Source organism: Pedobacter agri, from assembly GCF_032678665.1.
Lineage (GTDB): Bacteria > Bacteroidota > Bacteroidia > Sphingobacteriales > Sphingobacteriaceae > Pedobacter > Pedobacter agri_A.
Genome location: NZ_JAVTSH010000006.1, coordinates 102,100 through 119,245, shown reverse-complemented (window position 1 = coordinate 119,245; position 17,146 = coordinate 102,100). Strand labels below are relative to the sequence as shown.

At 38.5% G+C, this 17,146-nt stretch carries 15 protein-coding genes; 5 read left to right on the top strand and 10 right to left on the bottom strand.

All coding sequences use genetic code 11. The features are described from left to right. Positions 1-65 precede the first annotated feature (65 nt). From hemB to hemA, 3 genes are all read right to left on the bottom strand, one after another. Entirely contained in the window at positions 66-1,034 is a 969-nt protein-coding gene (hemB, locus tag R2Q70_RS13760) for a porphobilinogen synthase (protein ID WP_316808145.1), read from the bottom strand. Between the two features lie 661 nt (positions 1,035-1,695). Then, complete coding sequence (gene hemC / locus R2Q70_RS13755) at positions 1,696-3,276, bottom strand: hydroxymethylbilane synthase (protein ID WP_316808144.1); 1,581 nt, start codon at positions 3,274-3,276, stop codon at positions 1,696-1,698. 833 nt (positions 3,277-4,109) lie between these two features. Continuing rightward, positions 4,110-5,336: a glutamyl-tRNA reductase gene (gene hemA, locus R2Q70_RS13750; protein WP_316808143.1), complete on the bottom strand. Its 1,227-nt coding sequence runs from the start codon at positions 5,334-5,336 to the stop codon at positions 4,110-4,112. A 104-nt stretch (positions 5,337-5,440) separates the two neighbouring features. On the opposite strand from hemA, the gene R2Q70_RS13745 reads away from it, so the two are divergent. Continuing rightward, entirely contained in the window at positions 5,441-5,833 is a 393-nt protein-coding gene (locus R2Q70_RS13745; RefSeq protein ID WP_316808142.1) for a MauE/DoxX family redox-associated membrane protein, read from the top strand. Between the two features lie 538 nt (positions 5,834-6,371). Here the strand turns inward: R2Q70_RS13745 and R2Q70_RS13740 are convergent. Next, the gene (locus R2Q70_RS13740; protein WP_316808141.1) at positions 6,372-6,599 is read right to left on the bottom strand and encodes a YtxH domain-containing protein; all 228 of its coding nucleotides are present in this window, start codon (positions 6,597-6,599) and stop codon (positions 6,372-6,374) included. A gap of 57 nt (positions 6,600-6,656) precedes the next feature. On the opposite strand from R2Q70_RS13740, the gene R2Q70_RS13735 reads away from it, so the two are divergent. Beyond that, complete coding sequence (locus R2Q70_RS13735) at positions 6,657-7,481, top strand: alpha/beta hydrolase (RefSeq protein WP_316808140.1); 825 nt, start codon at positions 6,657-6,659, stop codon at positions 7,479-7,481. Positions 7,482-7,751: 270 nt separating this feature from the next. On the opposite strand, the gene R2Q70_RS13730 is transcribed toward R2Q70_RS13735, so the two are convergent. The 6 genes from R2Q70_RS13730 to R2Q70_RS13705 form a co-directional block, all read right to left on the bottom strand. Next, positions 7,752-9,026 carry a mechanosensitive ion channel family protein gene (locus R2Q70_RS13730; RefSeq protein WP_316808139.1) on the bottom strand — a complete coding sequence of 425 codons (1,275 nt, stop codon included), beginning with the start codon at positions 9,024-9,026 and terminating at the stop codon, positions 7,752-7,754. A gap of 225 nt (positions 9,027-9,251) precedes the next feature. After that, positions 9,252-11,234 carry a (E)-4-hydroxy-3-methylbut-2-enyl-diphosphate synthase gene (ispG, locus tag R2Q70_RS13725; protein ID WP_316808138.1) on the bottom strand — a complete coding sequence of 661 codons (1,983 nt, stop codon included), beginning with the start codon at positions 11,232-11,234 and terminating at the stop codon, positions 9,252-9,254. Positions 11,235-11,378: 144 nt separating this feature from the next. Further along, the gene (locus R2Q70_RS13720; protein ID WP_316808137.1) at positions 11,379-11,981 is read right to left on the bottom strand and encodes an RDD family protein; all 603 of its coding nucleotides are present in this window, start codon (positions 11,979-11,981) and stop codon (positions 11,379-11,381) included. Positions 11,982-12,097: 116 nt separating this feature from the next. Beyond that, on the bottom strand, positions 12,098-13,081 hold the full coding sequence (locus R2Q70_RS13715; protein WP_316808136.1) for a LiaF transmembrane domain-containing protein: 984 nt from the start codon (positions 13,079-13,081) through the stop codon (positions 12,098-12,100). Positions 13,082-13,086: 5 nt separating this feature from the next. Then, the gene (locus R2Q70_RS13710) at positions 13,087-13,773 is read right to left on the bottom strand and encodes a PspC domain-containing protein (protein WP_316808135.1); all 687 of its coding nucleotides are present in this window, start codon (positions 13,771-13,773) and stop codon (positions 13,087-13,089) included. 19 nt (positions 13,774-13,792) lie between these two features. Further along, positions 13,793-14,482, bottom strand: a complete 690-nt coding sequence (locus tag R2Q70_RS13705) for an SDR family oxidoreductase (protein ID WP_316808134.1) — start codon at positions 14,480-14,482, stop codon at positions 13,793-13,795. Positions 14,483-14,627: 145 nt separating this feature from the next. Here R2Q70_RS13705 and R2Q70_RS13700 point away from each other — a divergent pair, with 145 nt between their 5' ends. From R2Q70_RS13700 to R2Q70_RS13690, 3 genes are all read left to right on the top strand, one after another. Further along, positions 14,628-15,362, top strand: a complete 735-nt coding sequence (locus R2Q70_RS13700; RefSeq protein ID WP_010602507.1) for an MlaE family ABC transporter permease — start codon at positions 14,628-14,630, stop codon at positions 15,360-15,362. Beyond that, positions 15,362-16,114, top strand: coding sequence for an ABC transporter ATP-binding protein (locus tag R2Q70_RS13695; RefSeq protein ID WP_316808133.1), 753 nt, complete (start codon positions 15,362-15,364; stop codon positions 16,112-16,114). The genes R2Q70_RS13700 and R2Q70_RS13695 overlap by 1 nt, the downstream gene beginning before the upstream one ends. Positions 16,115-16,207: 93 nt before the next feature. Continuing rightward, on the top strand, positions 16,208-17,089 hold the full coding sequence (locus tag R2Q70_RS13690; RefSeq protein ID WP_316808132.1) for a class I SAM-dependent methyltransferase: 882 nt from the start codon (positions 16,208-16,210) through the stop codon (positions 17,087-17,089). Positions 17,090-17,146 lie beyond the last annotated feature (57 nt).

The following is a 17,146-nucleotide window of genomic DNA, read 5'->3' as shown; positions in this document are numbered from 1 at the left end:
TCAAAGCGAAAAGTAAAGCGTTGTAAAGTAGCTTTGGTCTTTCTGCTTTAAGCTTTCAGCTCAAATTACATCCAATCGTTATTTAAAATATCTTTAATGTGGTAAGTGGTAATAATGCTCGCTCCAGCCCTTGCAAAGGCATGCATTGTTTCCATCACTACTTTTTGTTCGTCAATCCAGCCGCGTTCTGCCGCCGCTTTAACCATCGAATATTCGCCCGAGACATTGTAAACTGCAATAGGCAAATTGGTATCCTGTTTCAAACGTTGAATGATATCCAGATAAGCTAAACCTGGCTTTACCATTAGTACGTCTGCACCTTCCTGCTCGTCTAGCTGTGCTTCACGCAAAGCTTCTAACGGATTTCTGAAATCCATTTGGTAAGCCTTTCTATCGCCTTTGCTTGGGGCACAATCTGCAGCTTCCCTAAACGGACCGTAATAAGCAGATGCAAACTTGGTCGCATGACTCATGATTGCGGCGTTTACGAAACCATTTTTATCTAATAAATTTCGCATCGCTTCAATCCGACCATCCATCATGTCTGATGGCGCAAACATATCTGCTCCGGCCTGCGCATGTGTCAAAGCCATTTTTGCAATAACATCAACCGTTTTATCATTTTGAACGTAATCGTTCTCCATAATGCCGCAATGGCCATGTGTGGTGTAAGAACAAACGCAAACATCGGTAACAACATATAGATCTTCACCAAATTGTTTTTTCAACTCCCGAACTGCCGTAGGCACCAACGAATGGTCATGATAAGCAGATTTTGCATCAGCCGATTTTTCATCGCCCACACCAAAAAGCATGATTTTATTCAAGCCTTTTTTCATTCCGGCCTCCACATCCTTCACCAAAGTATCAACCGAATAATGGTTAACACCCGGCATGGCATCAATTGCATGCGTAACATTCGTTCCTGGCACGACAAAATACGGGTACACAAACATATCTTTCGATAGTCGGGTTTCGGCTACCATCTCTCTAACCAACGGGTTTTTCCTTAATCTTCTCGGACGATGTAACATTTTATTTGTATCAAGTATATAGTATCAAGTATCAAGACTTGAGTATTGTATTATTTTTTGTAGCGCCGTGGTTTGTGTCTTCACGAAACATTAATTTATATTTTTAACGCCATGGTTTGTGTCTTCACGAACCAGCTAATTATTTTTTTGAAAAGCAGATCCAGTAATACTTTGGTTATTATAGTCCCGCTTTTTGTTGCAATCCTTTTTTTAACTTCTGTCATGCTGAGGTACGAAGCATCTGATTCATAGCCTACAGATGCTTCGTGCCTCAGCATGACAAATTATTCAGGGTTGCTACTTAAAAAAGTATTTCCACTTCTCCCGATAGCTATCGGGACGGGTTTAGAGAATATTGGCTTGTGCAAGAAACTAAATCCTCCCCTTGAACCCTCCAAAGAGGAATACCCCTCAGCGTTTCTAAAACATGTTTTTACACACTACGCAATTTCCCTTTTCCAGAGGGCTGTCCGCAGGAGGGGGTATTTCGGCATCCTTCTTTTAATTCCCAAACCGCTGCGCTTTTGGATTGCTTCCCCTAAATGTCGGGGCAGGCTGTACCTCGCAATGACGATGTGGTCTTGCTTTTGGCTTTAGCCCTTCTGCTCCGAAACGCTTTAGCCTTTCTGCTCCCAAACCCTACACCTTAACTCTACACCCCCTACCTAATCTCTATCCCAAAAACTGCTTCAGCCAATCCAATTTCATCAGGCGAATATGGCAAAGCATACTTCACCCCCATTTCATCAAATTTCTTACCCGTAGAATTTCCAATTGCAATCACCTGCTGACCAGGCTCTAATAAATTATCAGCGAAATACGCATCAACGTTTGATGGACTGGTAAAAATCAGTACATCAGCATAACTCTGGTCGATATTTTCTTCAATTACCGTTTCGTAAATGGGCAAATCGATAATTTTAGCATCTGCCGGTAAGGATTTTTGAATGGATTGCAAAGAATCTTGCGCCCTTGGAAACAGAACATTTTTGCCAGAAACCAACTTTGCAAAATCTTCTGCCACTTCTGCAATATCGCCACTTGCACCTACAAAATCAGCGAAATGGTTAAACTTACGCAAAGCATCTTCAGAACCTCTGCCCACAACACCAAATTGTGTTTTCTTTGGTAACTGTGGTTTTAAGTTGAAAAAATACTCTACACTGTTTCTGCTACTGAAGAACATCCAATCAATATTTTTTAAAATAAACTGGTCTAAAACGGTAACAATTGGGAAAGTGCGGATGAGCGACCGCCCCTCAATTTCTATATTATTGTTTTCTAAAGCCTTGCGGAAATAACTGTGCTCGCCGATTTCACGGGAGATGAAAACCTTTGCAGGCTTTTTTCTTTCCTTATCGAATTTGGCAACTATTTTCTCCGCTAAGCCATCTGTAGTTTCTGAACGTAAAAATAAACGTTCCGGAAAATCATCAGCCGTTTCAGCTTTAGATGTCCATACTTCAAAAACACCATCTTCCTTTTTACAATAACAGCCTAAAGGCATGTGACAACCGCCTTCGAAAATATTCAGCACTTTTCGTTCAACACCAACTTCTTCAGCTGTTGCCGGGTCGTGGAGTTTTTGCAAAGCATTAAAAAGTTCGTTATCATTTTCTCTGATTTGTATGGCCAAAGCACCCTGAGCCGGAGCCGGAACAAATTCAGTTGGTTCCAGTTCTTCAACATGAAATTCGCTAACGTCTAAACCTAACCGTTTGATGCCTGCTTTTGCCAGCATGATCGCATCATAATCTTCATCACGAAGTTTTTGAATGCGGGTTGGAACGTTTCCACGCAAATCTTCAATTTCCAAATCAGAGCGCAAACCTAAAAGTTGCGCTTTTCTCCGGTTTGATGAAGTACCAACCATTGCGCCTTTTTTCAAAGAAAGCTTTTGTGAAACATCTACACAATCTTTTAGAATCAGCAAATATTCGGTCGCCTCTTCGCGTGGTGGAATTGCAGCAATGGTCAAGCCGGCAGGATGCGTTGTCGGCAAATCTTTCAAGCAATGAACGGCTAAATCGATTGTACCAGCTAAAAGTTCTTCTTCCAGTTCTTTGGTAAAAAAGCCTTTCCCTTCCAATTTATCTAAACGTAAATTCAGGATTTTATCGCCCTGCGTTTTGATAATTTTAATTTCTGCCTCAATTCCAATTGCCGCCAATTCACTTTGAATGTGATTAGCCTGCCATAATGCAAGTTCGCTACCGCGTGTTCCGATGGTTAATTTCTTCACTGTGTTGTTAAATGATTTGCAAATCTAACTAAATACGGCCTTATCTAGTAAATTGTTTAAAAATGAGACAGTGAGGTTACATATAGAGTTGAAAGCGGAAGGCGGAAGGCGAAAAGTTGAAAGCGGAAAGCGGAAAGTTGAAAGCGGAAGGCGAAAAGCGAAAAGCGGAAAGTTGAAAGCTGAAAGCTAAGAGTTGAAAGTTAAGAGTTGAAAGTAAAAAGCTAGATAGTTTCATATAACATTGAGAGAATTTTGATGCGATTTGCAATTCCCCTCCTCTGGAGGGGTGCCCGCAGGGCGGGGTGGTTTCCTGTATCAAATAGTATAGCTGTTACTCCTGTTTCCGTCATTGCGAAATCGATTTTTCATCGATTGAAGCAATCTCATTTATTATATTATTTGTTAAAAGAGATTGCTTCCCCGAAATGTCGGGGCAGGCTGTACCTCGCTATGACGAGCGCCATAAACAAGGTCTTATGGGAGTTTTTGAGTTTCTTATACAAACAGAAGTTTTGTAAACCTGATTGCAGTGGAAATACTTTTTTTGCAACAACTTTGAATAAGCTGTCAGGCTGAGGTACGAAGCCTCTGCAACCGATGAAACAGATGCTTCGTACCTCAGCATGACAGTGCCTGATAAAAAAGATTGAAACGAAAAGCAGGGCTGAACCGACCGAAAAGGACAGAAACTTGCTTTTCAATTAATTAAACCATTAAGAAAATAAGAAAAACAAAGCTTAGGAATATTAATTAATCGACGCTTTAGGATTGCTTCCCCGAAATGTCGGGACAGGCTGTGCCTCGCAATGACGAAAGTTAAAAAACGGTTAAAACTACGATTCTTTAACCAAAATTTCTTTGGCCATAATCATCGGAACGCTAATGCATTTTTTCTCCATGTAATTCATCACACGCTCCAGAACCTCACGAGAGGCTTCATCCATCTGACTGATTTCATCGGCAAACACACCATTTAAGGCTGTGTTTTTAATTTCCTTAATCTTACGCGGAACCTCCTGCATTGCCAATTCGATGCGGCGTTGTTTTAAAACTGTGAAAAACTCTGCAATATTTGCGGTGATAATATCTTCGGCGTGAACGAGCTCGTTGTAACGCTCCTGGATGTTTTTGCGGGCAACCTCTTTTAAAGATTCTACCTCAATGTAATGAACCAGATTGTTATGAATAACCGATGGAGCAACATCATTAGGAATGGCCAAATCAACGATTACCTTTTTGCCTGTATCGCCATTCAGCAATTTGGCGTAAAGTGCTTCATCAATAATTGCTTCAGTAGAACCGGTGCAAGTAATAATTACATCAAAACCTTCTGTAAAATTTTCTAACTCAGCTAATGAGTAAGCCTTACCATTTAACTCCTCGGCCAATGTTTCGGCTTTTGAAAGTGTACGGTTAAAAATAGAGAAGTTTGAGTATTTATGTTTGTTAAGGTATTTGGCGATGTTCTGATTGGTTTCGCCAGCGCCAATAATTAACACGCGAGAATTACCACACATGTTTAATTCTTTCAGCTTGCGATAAGCCAAAGAAACCACTGAAACCGGATTTTTGGAAATATTGGTGTGCGTGTAAACCTCTTTCGCCGTTTTTACTACCCTATCCATAATCATCCGCATATAGTCGCCTGTAAAACCTGCATCGCGGCAGTTTTCATAAGCTTTACGGATTTGAGCCAGGATTTCTTTTTCGCCAACAACTAAACTTTCTAAAGAACACGATGTTCTCAATAAGTGATTAAAGGCTTCTTCGTTTTCGTAAACCGTAACATTATCAAGAAAACGCTCCATAAATTCTGGAGGTAAACCCATGTCTAAAACAGTTAAAAATTTAGTAACGAATTCTTTGTCGGTTTTTTCTTTGGTTAGGAAAACGAACTCTACACGGTTGCAAGTGCCGAGATAAAAAATTTCGCTAACGGGAAGCTCTGTTTGAATATTCTTCAACCGGCTATCTAAACTGTGATCACAAATAACTAATTTCCCTAAAGATTTCAGGTCGATGTGGTGATGCGTAAAAGCTATTACTTTTAAATATTCCAAGTGCTTCCGTTATTAACTATTATCGGGATACAAAAGTAACACGGTTGATGCATGTCAACGTCATTAATCTGTAATTTACATTAATTTAGAACGGTTTTAAATAGATGCATAACCCTGACAAACCCACTGCTACATTCAAAATTTTATTGTGGATTTACGCCTTGTTCTACATCGTGGCAGGCTTTAATCATTTTATTTCGACTACGGGATATTACACAATCATGCCTGAATGGTTGCCCGCTCACAAATTTTTAATTTACTTATCGGGCATTTTAGAAATTACATTTGGAGTAATGCTGCTTTTTAAGCGTACACGAAGGCCGGCCGGATGGTTAATTGTTTTGATGCTGCTGGCATTTATGCCCGCACATATTTACATGATTCAGAAAGCCCCATTCATGCTGAAATCAATTGAGATTACACCTTTTATTGCCTGGATACGGATTCCATTTCAGGCACTGTTTATTTGGTGGGCATGGATTTACACGAAAAAATAAAAATGATTTGGGAAGCAATTGTAGTGGGTTTGCTTTATGGTAGCCCCGCTTTTTGTTTCAATCTTTTTGTTAACTTCTGTCATTCTGCTCCATTTCCGTCATTGCGAGGAGGAACGACGCAGAAATCTTTCTCGTATAGCCATCAAAGGTATTACCTCTGCAATTGGGTTTAGCGAACTTAGGTTTATACAGGAAAGATAAAGACCACTCCTTGCCACTCCTAGGTTAGGAGGGGAGTAGTTACAATGTCGGCAAATTTCTGCACCTAATTTATTACTGTGGATTAAACCAAAGCCGTTAATAAACGCACAAATTTTAAGTAGCACTATCCAACTCCCCTCCTTATTTCAAGGATGGGTTGGGGGTGGTTATTTTGAAGTCTAATGCTTTTAACTCAATGCCAAATCGTGGTTGTGCAAGAAACAAAGAAACCACCCCATCCTGCGCCCCCCAAGGAGGGGAATTGCAAATTACAAAACCGTTTATAAACAAAAAAAGGTAAAACTTAAGTTTTACCTTTTTCAATCTGGGTATTAAATTATTTCTTTTCTTCGCCCGTTGAGGTTAAATCTTCCCATTTTTCCTCAGCCTGATCTTTCAGGTCTTCCGCTTTTTCTTTGGTTTCTTCCCAAATGTCTTCTGCTTTTTCTTTGATATCATCGAAAGTATCTTCTGCCTTATCTTTAAATTCGTTAAATTTATCCTTCAAACTATCAAAAAATCCGTTTTCTGATTCAGGGTTTGGTGTTTGGTTTTCTGTTGTCATAATTAAAAATTTTATAGTAGAAAACAAACACTATTCCACAACAGCTGTTAAAATATTATGATTGTACAAAATGATTTTAGCCTAAGCGGTGCAGATGGAAAGTTAATTATCGGCGATATTACTTTTGAAGATAAAAACCCAAATACACCTATAGTACTTTTTGTTCATGGCTTTAAAGGTTTTAAAGATTGGGGTTCGCATAATTTGGTGGCCCGATATTTCGCAGCCAATGGTTATCGGTATATAAAATTCAATTTATCGCACAGTGGCGTACCGGCAGATCATCCTAAAGATGTAAGTGATTTGGAAGCATTTGCCAGCAACACGTTTTCGAAAGAACTCTTTGATGTAAATGCTGTACTTGATTACATTGAAAAGGTTTATGGTAACCATACTAAAGTGAATTTGATTGGCCATAGTCGCGGTGGTGGTTTAGCTATAATTGAAGCCGCTAACGATCTGCGAATTGATAAATTAGTTACATGGAGCGCTATCTCAAGCTTTAATAGCCTATGGAAAAAAGAACAGGAAGCAGAATGGAAAAGTAATGGAAAAATCTATGTAACCAATGCCAGGACAAAAGAGCAAATGCCCTTAAATGTTGAGTTACTGGAAGATTTTGAAGAAAATGCAGCCACATTAAATATTATCGAAGCTGCCAAACGCATTAATATTCCCTGGTTAATTGTTCAGGGCGACGATGATGTGAATGTTCCTTTTGAGAATGCTCAGAAACTGGCTGATGCAAATTCGGGAAGTAGATTGATTAAAATTGAAGGCGCAAATCATGTTTATGGTGCTTCGCATCCATATGATAATGAAACTTTGCCACCGCTTTTGTTCAAAGTTTGTGAGAAAGTTTTGATGTTTTTAGGAGAGTAGAAATCGTTTCGATTGATATTTACAATCTTGTTTATACGATTCGCATTCCCCTCTTTCAGAGGGGTGCCCGCAGGGCGGGGTGTTTATTTGTCCTAACCAGACGGGCTATTTTTTTTTGACAACAAAAGAAACAAACCCGAGCTTTTTAGCGAGCTCATTGATACAAATAAAAATTAACTTAAAACTATTAATAATTGCCGGCTGAAAATTTTTGTATTGAAGTTAGTGACTAGGCTTTGATAGTGCATTCCCAAAAATTTAGAATAACATTTAATCATTCCCTCTACCAACAAAACCCCGCATATCACTTCCACTTGGGCTTTGGAAAATCTCTAAATCAAAATAAGGCACCGCAGCCAGCAGGTGATCAAAAATATCAGCTGCTACTTCTTCAAATTTTTTCAATCCTTTTTCTTTCGAAAACACATAAATTTCAATTGGAAGTCCATTTTCTGTGGCTTGCAACTGGCGCACCATAAAAGTTAGATCGGTATTGATGAACGGATTACTCTCCAGGTATTTTTCTGCATAAACCCTGAAAGTCCCAATATTTGTCATGTGACGTCCGTTAACCAAATTATTTGGATTAACGGTATTTTCGGCATTGAAACTTTCTATATGCCTTTGCGTTTCGTTCAGATAATCTCTTAAGAAATCAATACTTTTTAAACGATTGATCAGTTCTTCATCGCAAAATTTAATACTCGAAATCTTTATATTGATGTGGCGTTTAATCCTTCTCCCCTCACTCTCTTCCATGGCCCGCCAGTTTTTAAAAGATTCACTCACGATGGCATAACTTGGCACAATGGTTACGGTTTTATCCCAATTACGTACTTTAATTGTAGTTAAGTTAATTTCAGTTACTTCTCCATCAGCGCCGTATTTCTCAACGGTAATCCAATCGCCTACTCGAACCAAATCAATGGCGCTCATTTGAACGGAAGCCACAAAACCTAAAATCGGGTCGCGAAAAACCAAAATTAAAACTGCAGTAACGGCACCAAATCCACCGAAAACATATAGCGGAGACTGATTGAGGATAATTGATAAAATGAGTACAAAACCGAGGATATAGATGATAATTTTTGCAACCTGTTTGTAACTTCTTATGGGCTTATCAGCATATTTACGTGAGGCTTCCATGATGGAAACCATGGCATTTAGAAATGCATTAATAGCAAACATGGTGGCCAGAACCACATAAATTTTTGAAATAATTAAGGCATAAAAAAGCCACACCTTAAAATCAACAAATACAAAGGGAACCGCATTATAAATGATGTAAGCTCCAAAAATTAAAGCGAATGCCCTGAAAACCCTGAATTCGAAAAGTGCACTTTGCCAATTGGATTTTGTTTTGGCGCTTCTTACCGCAAGAATAAATACTTGCCTGGTTAAAAATATCGTAATAAAAAGGAATAATGTTACGCCAAGTAAACCAATAAAAAAGTATGAATAAACCAGTTCGGCGCCAGAAAGATCTTTTTCAATCAGCCAGTTTCTGAACTCGCTAAATATGGTTTGAAAGGTTGGAATATTCATTAAGTTAATTTAGTATTTATTGGCTGGAAAAATAAATCATGTGGTCGATTTTTGTCATGTTGAGCTTGTCGAAACACGTCCAATCCTTCCAAAAGCGATAGTCACTTTTACGATTTACGCCATGTAGCAATCTTATTTTGATATTGGAGTAGAAAAAGATTGCTTCGTACCTCGCAATGACGACCGCCCAACATTAAGCATATTCATTTCTTATATTATAAAAAGTTACACTTTCTCCACCCAATTCCCATCACCTTTTATAATATCGATTAGCTCATCTAAAGCAAAAGCAGTATTTACATTTTTCTTCACTACTTCCTGTCCACGGTACAAAGTAATTTTATCCGGACCAGTGCCTACATAACCATAGTCGGCATCGGCCATTTCTCCAGGACCATTTACGATGCAGCCCATGATTCCAATTTTAAGGCCTTTCAAATGGTCTGTTCGCGAACGAATAAGCTGTGTGGTTTCTTGTAAATCGAAAAGCGTTCTGCCACAACTTGGACAAGAAATATATTCAGTTTTACTGATTCTGGTTCGCGTAGCCTGCAAAATCCCAAAGCTGGTCGAGTTAATTAACGCTAAATCCTGACCTGGAGCATCAATCCAGATGCCATCGCCAAAACCATCAGTAAATAATGCACCAAAATCCGTAGAAGCATAAAGTTGCAAATTATCAGCATTTAAACTTTCATAACTACGCTTGATAATTACCGGAGTTTGAATATTTCTTTCCTGAAGGGCAACAAAGAAAGCCCTTTGCTCGGCCATGCCGTGGTTTGCAGTTGTTTTCAATACAAAAACCACGTTGATCAATTGATGTAAAGATAAATGATTGAAATGGGCGGCATCAATCTCTACGAAGTTTAAATGCTCATCTCTAACAGCAGCCAGATTAAATTCATCTAAAGAAAAAAGTGGATGGCAGTTATTTTTATCCTGAAGTTTTAACCAGGTTTGATAGTTGTAAACTTGTTTCAAATTTCCTGGAAAAGAAAATGAAGGTAAATTATCACCAAGGAAAGCCAAATCGCAGGCCTGATCTGCAAGGTTATATTTATCTAGTCCAGCGCTGTAATTATATCCTATAGCATTTAAAAAATAAGGATCTTTTAAGTTTTCTTTTGTAACATCAATCATTACCAAAGGATGGTAGTGACCGCCGATGTGCTGAACAGCCTCTGTTGTCCTACGGGAATATTGGTATGGACTGTAAGTTGGTGATTGTCCTTCGGCAAGCTCAGGATGACGTACGACAGTATTGCTTTCAACTTGCAACTTTTGACTTTCAACTCTATTCACATATCTATCTGCCAAAGCTTTTGCAACAGGTGCTTCAAATTCCGGATCTTCTGTTAGCGAAACACGAATGGTATCACCTAAACCATCTTCCAGCAAAGTACCAATTCCAACAGCCGATTTTATACGACCGTCTTCCCCGTCGCCAGCTTCGGTTACACCCAAGTGCAAAGGATAATTCATGCCTTCCTTCACCATGGTTTCAACCAACAAACGATAAGCCTGAACCATCACCTGTGTATTACTGGCTTTCATAGATATCACCAGATTATAGTAGTTTTCGGCTTCGCACATGCGGATAAATTCCATGGCCGACTCTACCATCCCCCGTGGTGTATCGCCATAATGGCTCATAATCCTGTCTGAAAGCGAACCATGGTTGGTACCAATACGCATTGCCGTACCATATTCCTTACAGATTTTAATCAGTGGAATAAACTTCTTATTTATTCTTTCAAGTTCCGCAGTGTAAGCATCCTGCGTATATTCTAGGTTTTCAAACTTCTTTTTATCCGCATAATTTCCTGGATTTACACGCACTTTTTCTACAATCCTTGCCGCCATTTCTGCAGCATTTGGCGTAAAATGTATATCGGCAATTAGGGGAACATCGTATCCGCGAAAGCGTAACTCTTTTTTAATATTGGCTAAATTCTCAGCCTCTTTTATACTTGGAGCAGTAATCCGAACGTATTCACATCCCGATTCTACCATGCGGATGGTTTGTTCAACGGTTGCAATGGTATCCATGGTATCGGTAGTCGTCATCGATTGAATGCGAATAGGATTATGACCGCCCAATGCGATGTCACCAATCTTTACTTCACGAGTTAAAAACCTCGAATATTGCGTTAAACTATTGCAATACCCGCCTGCTAATTCAGGTTTTACCGATATATTTTCCATGCGACTGCAAAGATAAGGATTGTTGGAATGTTTTGATGTTGGAATGTTGTAATATCTAATTATAGAATGAGTGAATTTTGAATGCGTGAATGATAAGTGCATTTTCTAAATTCAAAAACAAATCATTAAAAACTCAATAACTAATTATATCAGTCGGTCTTTGATCACGAGACAATCAGCCGCTATATCATGCCAGCATTGATTTTTCCGGTTTAAGAAACTATAGAGGTATCCGAAGAACACGGGGATAACCGATAATATTTTAGAAAAATTTCTGGCTAACGACCGACCAAATGAAATTTGCGAACCCTCAAGATCGGTCACCTTGATGTTAAGTATCTTTTTACCGATGGTAGCCTGGCTTTTCGATGCTTCGGCAATGCTTCCGTAAATCAGTTTAATTATAAAAATGGATGGAAACGGGATTAGATAAGCCATAATCCGTTGATCTTTCCCTTCGATAAAAATGAAACTGATCAGAATAATGATGCTGTAAATTCCGAAAATAATAAAGTGATCAATCACAGTGGCTAGCAATCGCTGATCAAAAGCGGCAAAGTATTGAGGTGCTGTCTTTTGGTACTTAAAACCCAAAAGCTCACGCAATTCGGGTATTGCGTGAGCTTCCTTATAATCATCCATACCAGGTTTCCGGATGAATGTATTGGCTGTAATTGCTAAACCATTCAGTTCCTCCAAACGATAAGGACCTTGTGGTTTCCCATTAATTACAACCGTGTATTCCATTGAGTTTTACGTTTTATGTGACAAGTGTTAAGTAGAAGGCATTTGCACAAACAAGTTTTTACAGGTTATTCCACTTATAACGTAGAACTTATAACCTACAACTTAGTAACTACAACTTAATATCTCGATACCTCAAAGTTACTCAATCCACCATCTAAATTAATAAAGATTTTTTTGGTTGATGTTTTGTAGTTCGATGTTTCGTAAACGCCATCACTTAATTTTTCAAACCCATCAAAATCTTTAGCTGATAAGCCGGTTTTAGTTTTGATGCGGCAACCAGAATTTGTTGGCACTTTGATTTTCACATCGGCTACGCCAGATTTCACCACTACATCGGTTATCGGAAGCAAATCGCCAAATTTAATGTCTAAGGCAGCTGCACCACCATCAAAACGGAAGGTACGAACTTTATAATCAGCAAAATCGAAATTTGCCTCACCTGCACCAAGTTTCATTAGAATATCCCAGTTTGCAGCTTTATTTAGTTTGAAATTTACATCGTTTCCGCTGTCGCCAAACTTCCATTTGCTCTTTCTATCGTCCATGCTAAACGTTAGCACAGTTGCCGAATCGGTAATGAGTTTTTTTAATGAGAAATTTCCATGTCTTTTCTTCACGTCAGCATTTATCAATTCAGCAGTTTCTCCATCTAAATTGAATGAAATACCTCCCCCAGAAATATTTAATACTGTTTTTTTAGCATTTTCAGTGGCTACAAAAGGCTCTGCTAATTTCAGACTATTAAAGGCTGTATCATTGCTATCCTCATCGTTATCATCATCACTGTCACTATCATCAATAGTAATGTCTACATCCTTTTTAAATTTATTACCCCACCAGCCATTTCTTTCGGGCTCCTGCTGACCTTTATAAAAAAGAAATCCTAAAGCCACAACCAAAACGGCAAGTGATACCATGCTTCCGGCTTGTGAATTATTCCTGTTGAATAGAATGTTAACGCCAGCAATGATTAAGAATATTGGCCAAAAGCTCCACACGTTTCGCCAGTAAAAATCAATGATACCAAAGTTTTCGAGTAGAAGTACACCACCAATAAAAAGCAGTAAAATACCCCATATTAATCTATCTAATTTCATAACGTTTATGCTTGAGGGTTAGTTGATGTTGAATTATTATCGTTTTTTGTTTCTTCCCCGGCTACTACCGTGTCAGAAAAATCAGCAGCTTTTTTCTGTTCTTCCTGATTTTGTTGGTTTTGAAAAGCCGCCCATTCGTTTTTTCTTTTAGATTTTGCGATGATGCTAATACCTAAAGCAATAAAGATTAGTGGCCACATGAACTTGAACAGATTTCTAATGGTAAACCATTGTGGGATAAAATCGAGTTCATGCATTAAAAAGAAACATCCTATTACCAATAAAAGTAAACCAGCTATTGTTCTGCCTGCATCATTAGATTTGTTTACCTTGTTAAAGTCTGGCTGTGTTTCGAAAGGTTTTTTCTCAAACTCATTTACCGGTTGCGACCAATTGGCATTGCCTGTGGCTGAACCTGAAAAAGGATTCGGATTACCAAAGGGCGGTGTGTTTGGGTTGTTTTTGTTAAAATAATCATTAAATTTTGAGAACCTTGCTGCCGGGTCATTATTCACCGGAACAATAATCCACATGATGATATAGGCGATTAAACCGCCGCCGGCCATAAATATGGTAGATAATACAAACAAAAGCCTTACAATGGTGACCTCAACCTGCATGTAATCTGCAAGTCCTGAAGCTACTCCGGCAATCATCTTATCGTGTTCGTTTCTAAAAAGCTTCTTTTCCATAATGCTGTTCATTTTGTGTTTAAAAATTCAGCGGTGTAATTAAAACCTCATCAACGTTAACCCCTTTACTTAAGTTTAAAATGGTATATAAAGTTTCTGCGATATCTTCGGGCTGAACAAATTTTTCATCGGGTATGGTTGTTCCTTCCCATGATGAAGTTTTGGTTGAACCCGGCAAAAATGCAGTTACTTTAACGTTGTGTGGTGCTAACTCTTGCCGCAATACATTGTTAAGACTTAACATCGCTGCTTTTGTTACACTATAACTGCCCCCATTTTCAACAGGTGCTTTACTGGCTACCGAACAGATATTAAATATGTGCCCATTACGCTCTGAACGCATTTTTTTCCCAAAAAATTTACTGATGTAATAGCTTGCATTAACGTTTAATGATTGCTGCATTTCAAAAGTTTCATCATCTTCATCAAGCAAACTGCCAGGAATATAGGTGCCCACGTTATTTACTAAAACGTCGACAAAACCAAATGATGAATCTATTTGATTTAGAAATTTGAGTACCTCTTCCTTTATCGAACAGTCTACTGAATAAATCAACACCTCGCGATTGTTAGCAGATAATTCATCACGTAATTGTTCAAGTTCTTTTAAACCTCTCGCTACCAATACCAGTTGGTAGCCTTGCTGCGAAAGTTTTATTGCGATAGCCCTGCCAATTCCTTTTGTTGCCCCTGTGATTACAGCCTTCATCGTTTATGGATTAGTTTTTGTTAACAAAAAACCATATTTATATTCAAAACCACGAATATTTTTGCAATTATCAAAGAGGGTCAACTTTTTTATCGTTTCTTTGTAGTACTATAAATGATCATTTAAATTAAGCAATACATACGGAATGAATTTTACCAATTTCGGCAGATACATCCTGCTACTTAAGTCTGTATTCAGAAAGCCGGAAAAACTGAAAATATACCTTAAAGAGATCGCCAAGCAAATGGATTATGTTGGTGTGGGCTCTTTAGGACTTATTGCCATCATCTCTACTTTTATTGGTGCCGTAATGACTTTACAAATTGCTTTCCAGTTGGTTAGTGATTTCATTCCAAAAACAATTATCGGCTCAGTAAATCGTGACTCCAGTATTTTAGAGTTAAGCCCAACGATCAGTGCAATTGTTTTGGCTGGTAAAATAGGTTCAGCAATTTCATCAGAAATTGGTTCGATGCGTGTTACCGAGCAAATTGACGCTTTAGAAATTATGGGAATTAACGCACCAGGTTATCTGATTCTTCCTAAAATTATTTCAGGAATTACCATGGTACCGATGCTGGTTATCATTTCAATGTTCTTAAGCATTTCTGGTGGTTATATTGGTGGCTCCATTTCGGGCGCTGTAACTCCTGCCGAATATATTCAAGGTATTACGACAGATTTTAATCCTTATACCATAACCGTAGCGCTGGTTAAAGCATTTGTTTTCGGTTTTATTATTACGTCGGTGCCAGCATATGAGGGTTTTTACGTTCGTGGCGGGGCTTTAGAAGTTTCGCAGGCAAGTACCAGAGCAGTAGTAATTAGCTGTATCTCTATTCTTGTTTGCGATTACCTGGTTACTCAATTGTTATTATAATGATCGAAGTTAAAGATATATACAAATCATTCTCCGGAAACGAAGTTTTAAAAGGCATTTCCGGAAAATTTGAAGAAGGCGTTACCAATTTAATTATCGGTGGATCTGGCTCAGGAAAAACTACCTTGCTTAAATGTATGGTGGGTTTACACCAGCCCGATTCGGGATCCGTGCTTTATGATGGTCGTGATTTTACCCCAATGACATACGAGCAACGTATTGAAGTTCGTAAAGAAATCGGAATGCTTTTCCAGGGATCGGCTTTGTTTGATAGCATGACAGTGGAAGATAATATTATGTTTCCATTAAACATGTTTACCGATCAAACCCGGGCAGAAAAAATAGATCGGGTAAATTTTTGTTTGGAAAGGGTTAATCTCGCAGGTAAAAACAAACTTTTCCCTGCTGAACTATCTGGTGGTATGAAAAAGCGTGTGGGTATTGCCCGGGCCATTTCCATGAACCCAAAATATTTGTTTTGTGATGAGCCTAACTCGGGTTTAGATCCAAAAACATCAATCGTAATTGATGAATTGATTCAGGAATTAACAGAGGAATTTAAAACAACCACCATTGTGGTAACCCATGATATGAACTCTGTAATGGGCATTGGCGATTACATTTTATTTTTACACGAAGGAAAAAAATTCTGGGAAGGCAGCAACAAAGAAATTGCACATACGGATATTCAGGAGCTTAATGATTTCGTATTTGCCAGCCGTTTTATGAAAGCCGCCAAAGATAAGTTTTAATTTTAATCGTCATTGCGAGGCACGAAGCAATCTCATTAGATATTTAGATTAGATTGCTTCGTGCCTCGCAATGACGGACTACATAAAATATACATGATACAATTACTTGCCCCCACTCATTGGAAAGATTATGAACTGATTGATTGCGGGGATTTTGAAAAATTAGAACGTTTTGGCAATGCTATTCTGATCAGACCTGAACCTCAGGCCGTTTGGAAAAAAACATTATCCGAGCAAGAGTGGAAAAAAACAGCCAATATTACTTTCAGAGGACGCTCGGCAACTTCTGGTGAATGGGTTAAAAAAAATCAATCCATACCAGACCGCTGGCATGTAGCATACAAAAACAATGAAGTTGCCATCAAACTTAGGTTAGGGTTAACCTCTTTCAAACATGTTGGAGTTTTCCCGGAGCAGGCTGTTAACTGGGATTTTATCTCTTCTTCCATTAAAAAATTTAAAACTCCACAGCCAAAAGTATTAAACCTTTTTGCTTATACCGGTGCTGCATCTTTAATTGCAAATGCTGCTGGCGCAGAAACTACTCATGTCGATTCCATTAAACAGGTGGTAACCTGGGCAAACGAAAACCAGGAACTCTCAGGGTTAAAAGATACCCGTTGGATGGTTGAAGATGCCTTAAAATTTGTGAAAAAAGAGCTTAAACGAGGCAAAAAATACAACGGTATTATTTTAGATCCTCCAGCCTATGGCCATGGTCCAAATGGGGAAAAATGGAAACTGGAAGATCACATTCAGGAAATGATGCAAGATGTTGTTCAGCTTCTGGATGAAAAAGAGCATTTTTTAATCCTGAATACCTATTCTTTAGGATTTTCTTCAGTTATTGTCGAAAATCTAATCCGCACATCATTCCCTAGCGTTAAAAATTTAGAAACAGGTGAATTATATTTACAAGCCACTGCAGGTGTTAAATTACCATTAGGTGTTTTTGGCAAATTCTGCAATGTGTAAATGTTGATTACTTTATTTTAAACTTCCAGATTTCCATCCTACTTTCATGCACAACAG

Excerpts from the sequence above, each read along its gene's own strand:
- R2Q70_RS13745 (WP_316808142.1), top strand. The coding sequence starts at position 5,441 with ATGCATAACCCTGACAAACCCACTGCTACATTCAAAATTTTATTGTGG.
- R2Q70_RS13715 (WP_316808136.1), bottom strand. The coding sequence starts at position 13,081 with ATGAAATTAGATAGATTAATATGGGGTATTTTACTGCTTTTTATTGGT.
- ispG (WP_316808138.1), bottom strand. The coding sequence starts at position 11,234 with ATGGAAAATATATCGGTAAAACCTGAATTAGCAGGCGGGTATTGCAAT.
- R2Q70_RS13710 (WP_316808135.1), bottom strand. The coding sequence starts at position 13,773 with ATGGAAAAGAAGCTTTTTAGAAACGAACACGATAAGATGATTGCCGGA.
- R2Q70_RS13690 (WP_316808132.1), top strand. The coding sequence starts at position 16,208 with ATGATACAATTACTTGCCCCCACTCATTGGAAAGATTATGAACTGATT.
- R2Q70_RS13695 (WP_316808133.1), top strand. The coding sequence starts at position 15,362 with ATGATCGAAGTTAAAGATATATACAAATCATTCTCCGGAAACGAAGTT.
- R2Q70_RS13700 (WP_010602507.1), top strand. The coding sequence starts at position 14,628 with ATGAATTTTACCAATTTCGGCAGATACATCCTGCTACTTAAGTCTGTA.
- R2Q70_RS13720 (WP_316808137.1), bottom strand. The coding sequence starts at position 11,981 with ATGGAATACACGGTTGTAATTAATGGGAAACCACAAGGTCCTTATCGT.
- hemB (WP_316808145.1), bottom strand. The coding sequence starts at position 1,034 with ATGTTACATCGTCCGAGAAGATTAAGGAAAAACCCGTTGGTTAGAGAG.
- R2Q70_RS13705 (WP_316808134.1), bottom strand. The coding sequence starts at position 14,482 with ATGAAGGCTGTAATCACAGGGGCAACAAAAGGAATTGGCAGGGCTATC.
- R2Q70_RS13735 (WP_316808140.1), top strand. The coding sequence starts at position 6,657 with ATGATTGTACAAAATGATTTTAGCCTAAGCGGTGCAGATGGAAAGTTA.
- R2Q70_RS13730 (WP_316808139.1), bottom strand. The coding sequence starts at position 9,026 with ATGAATATTCCAACCTTTCAAACCATATTTAGCGAGTTCAGAAACTGG.
- R2Q70_RS13740 (WP_316808141.1), bottom strand. The coding sequence starts at position 6,599 with ATGACAACAGAAAACCAAACACCAAACCCTGAATCAGAAAACGGATTT.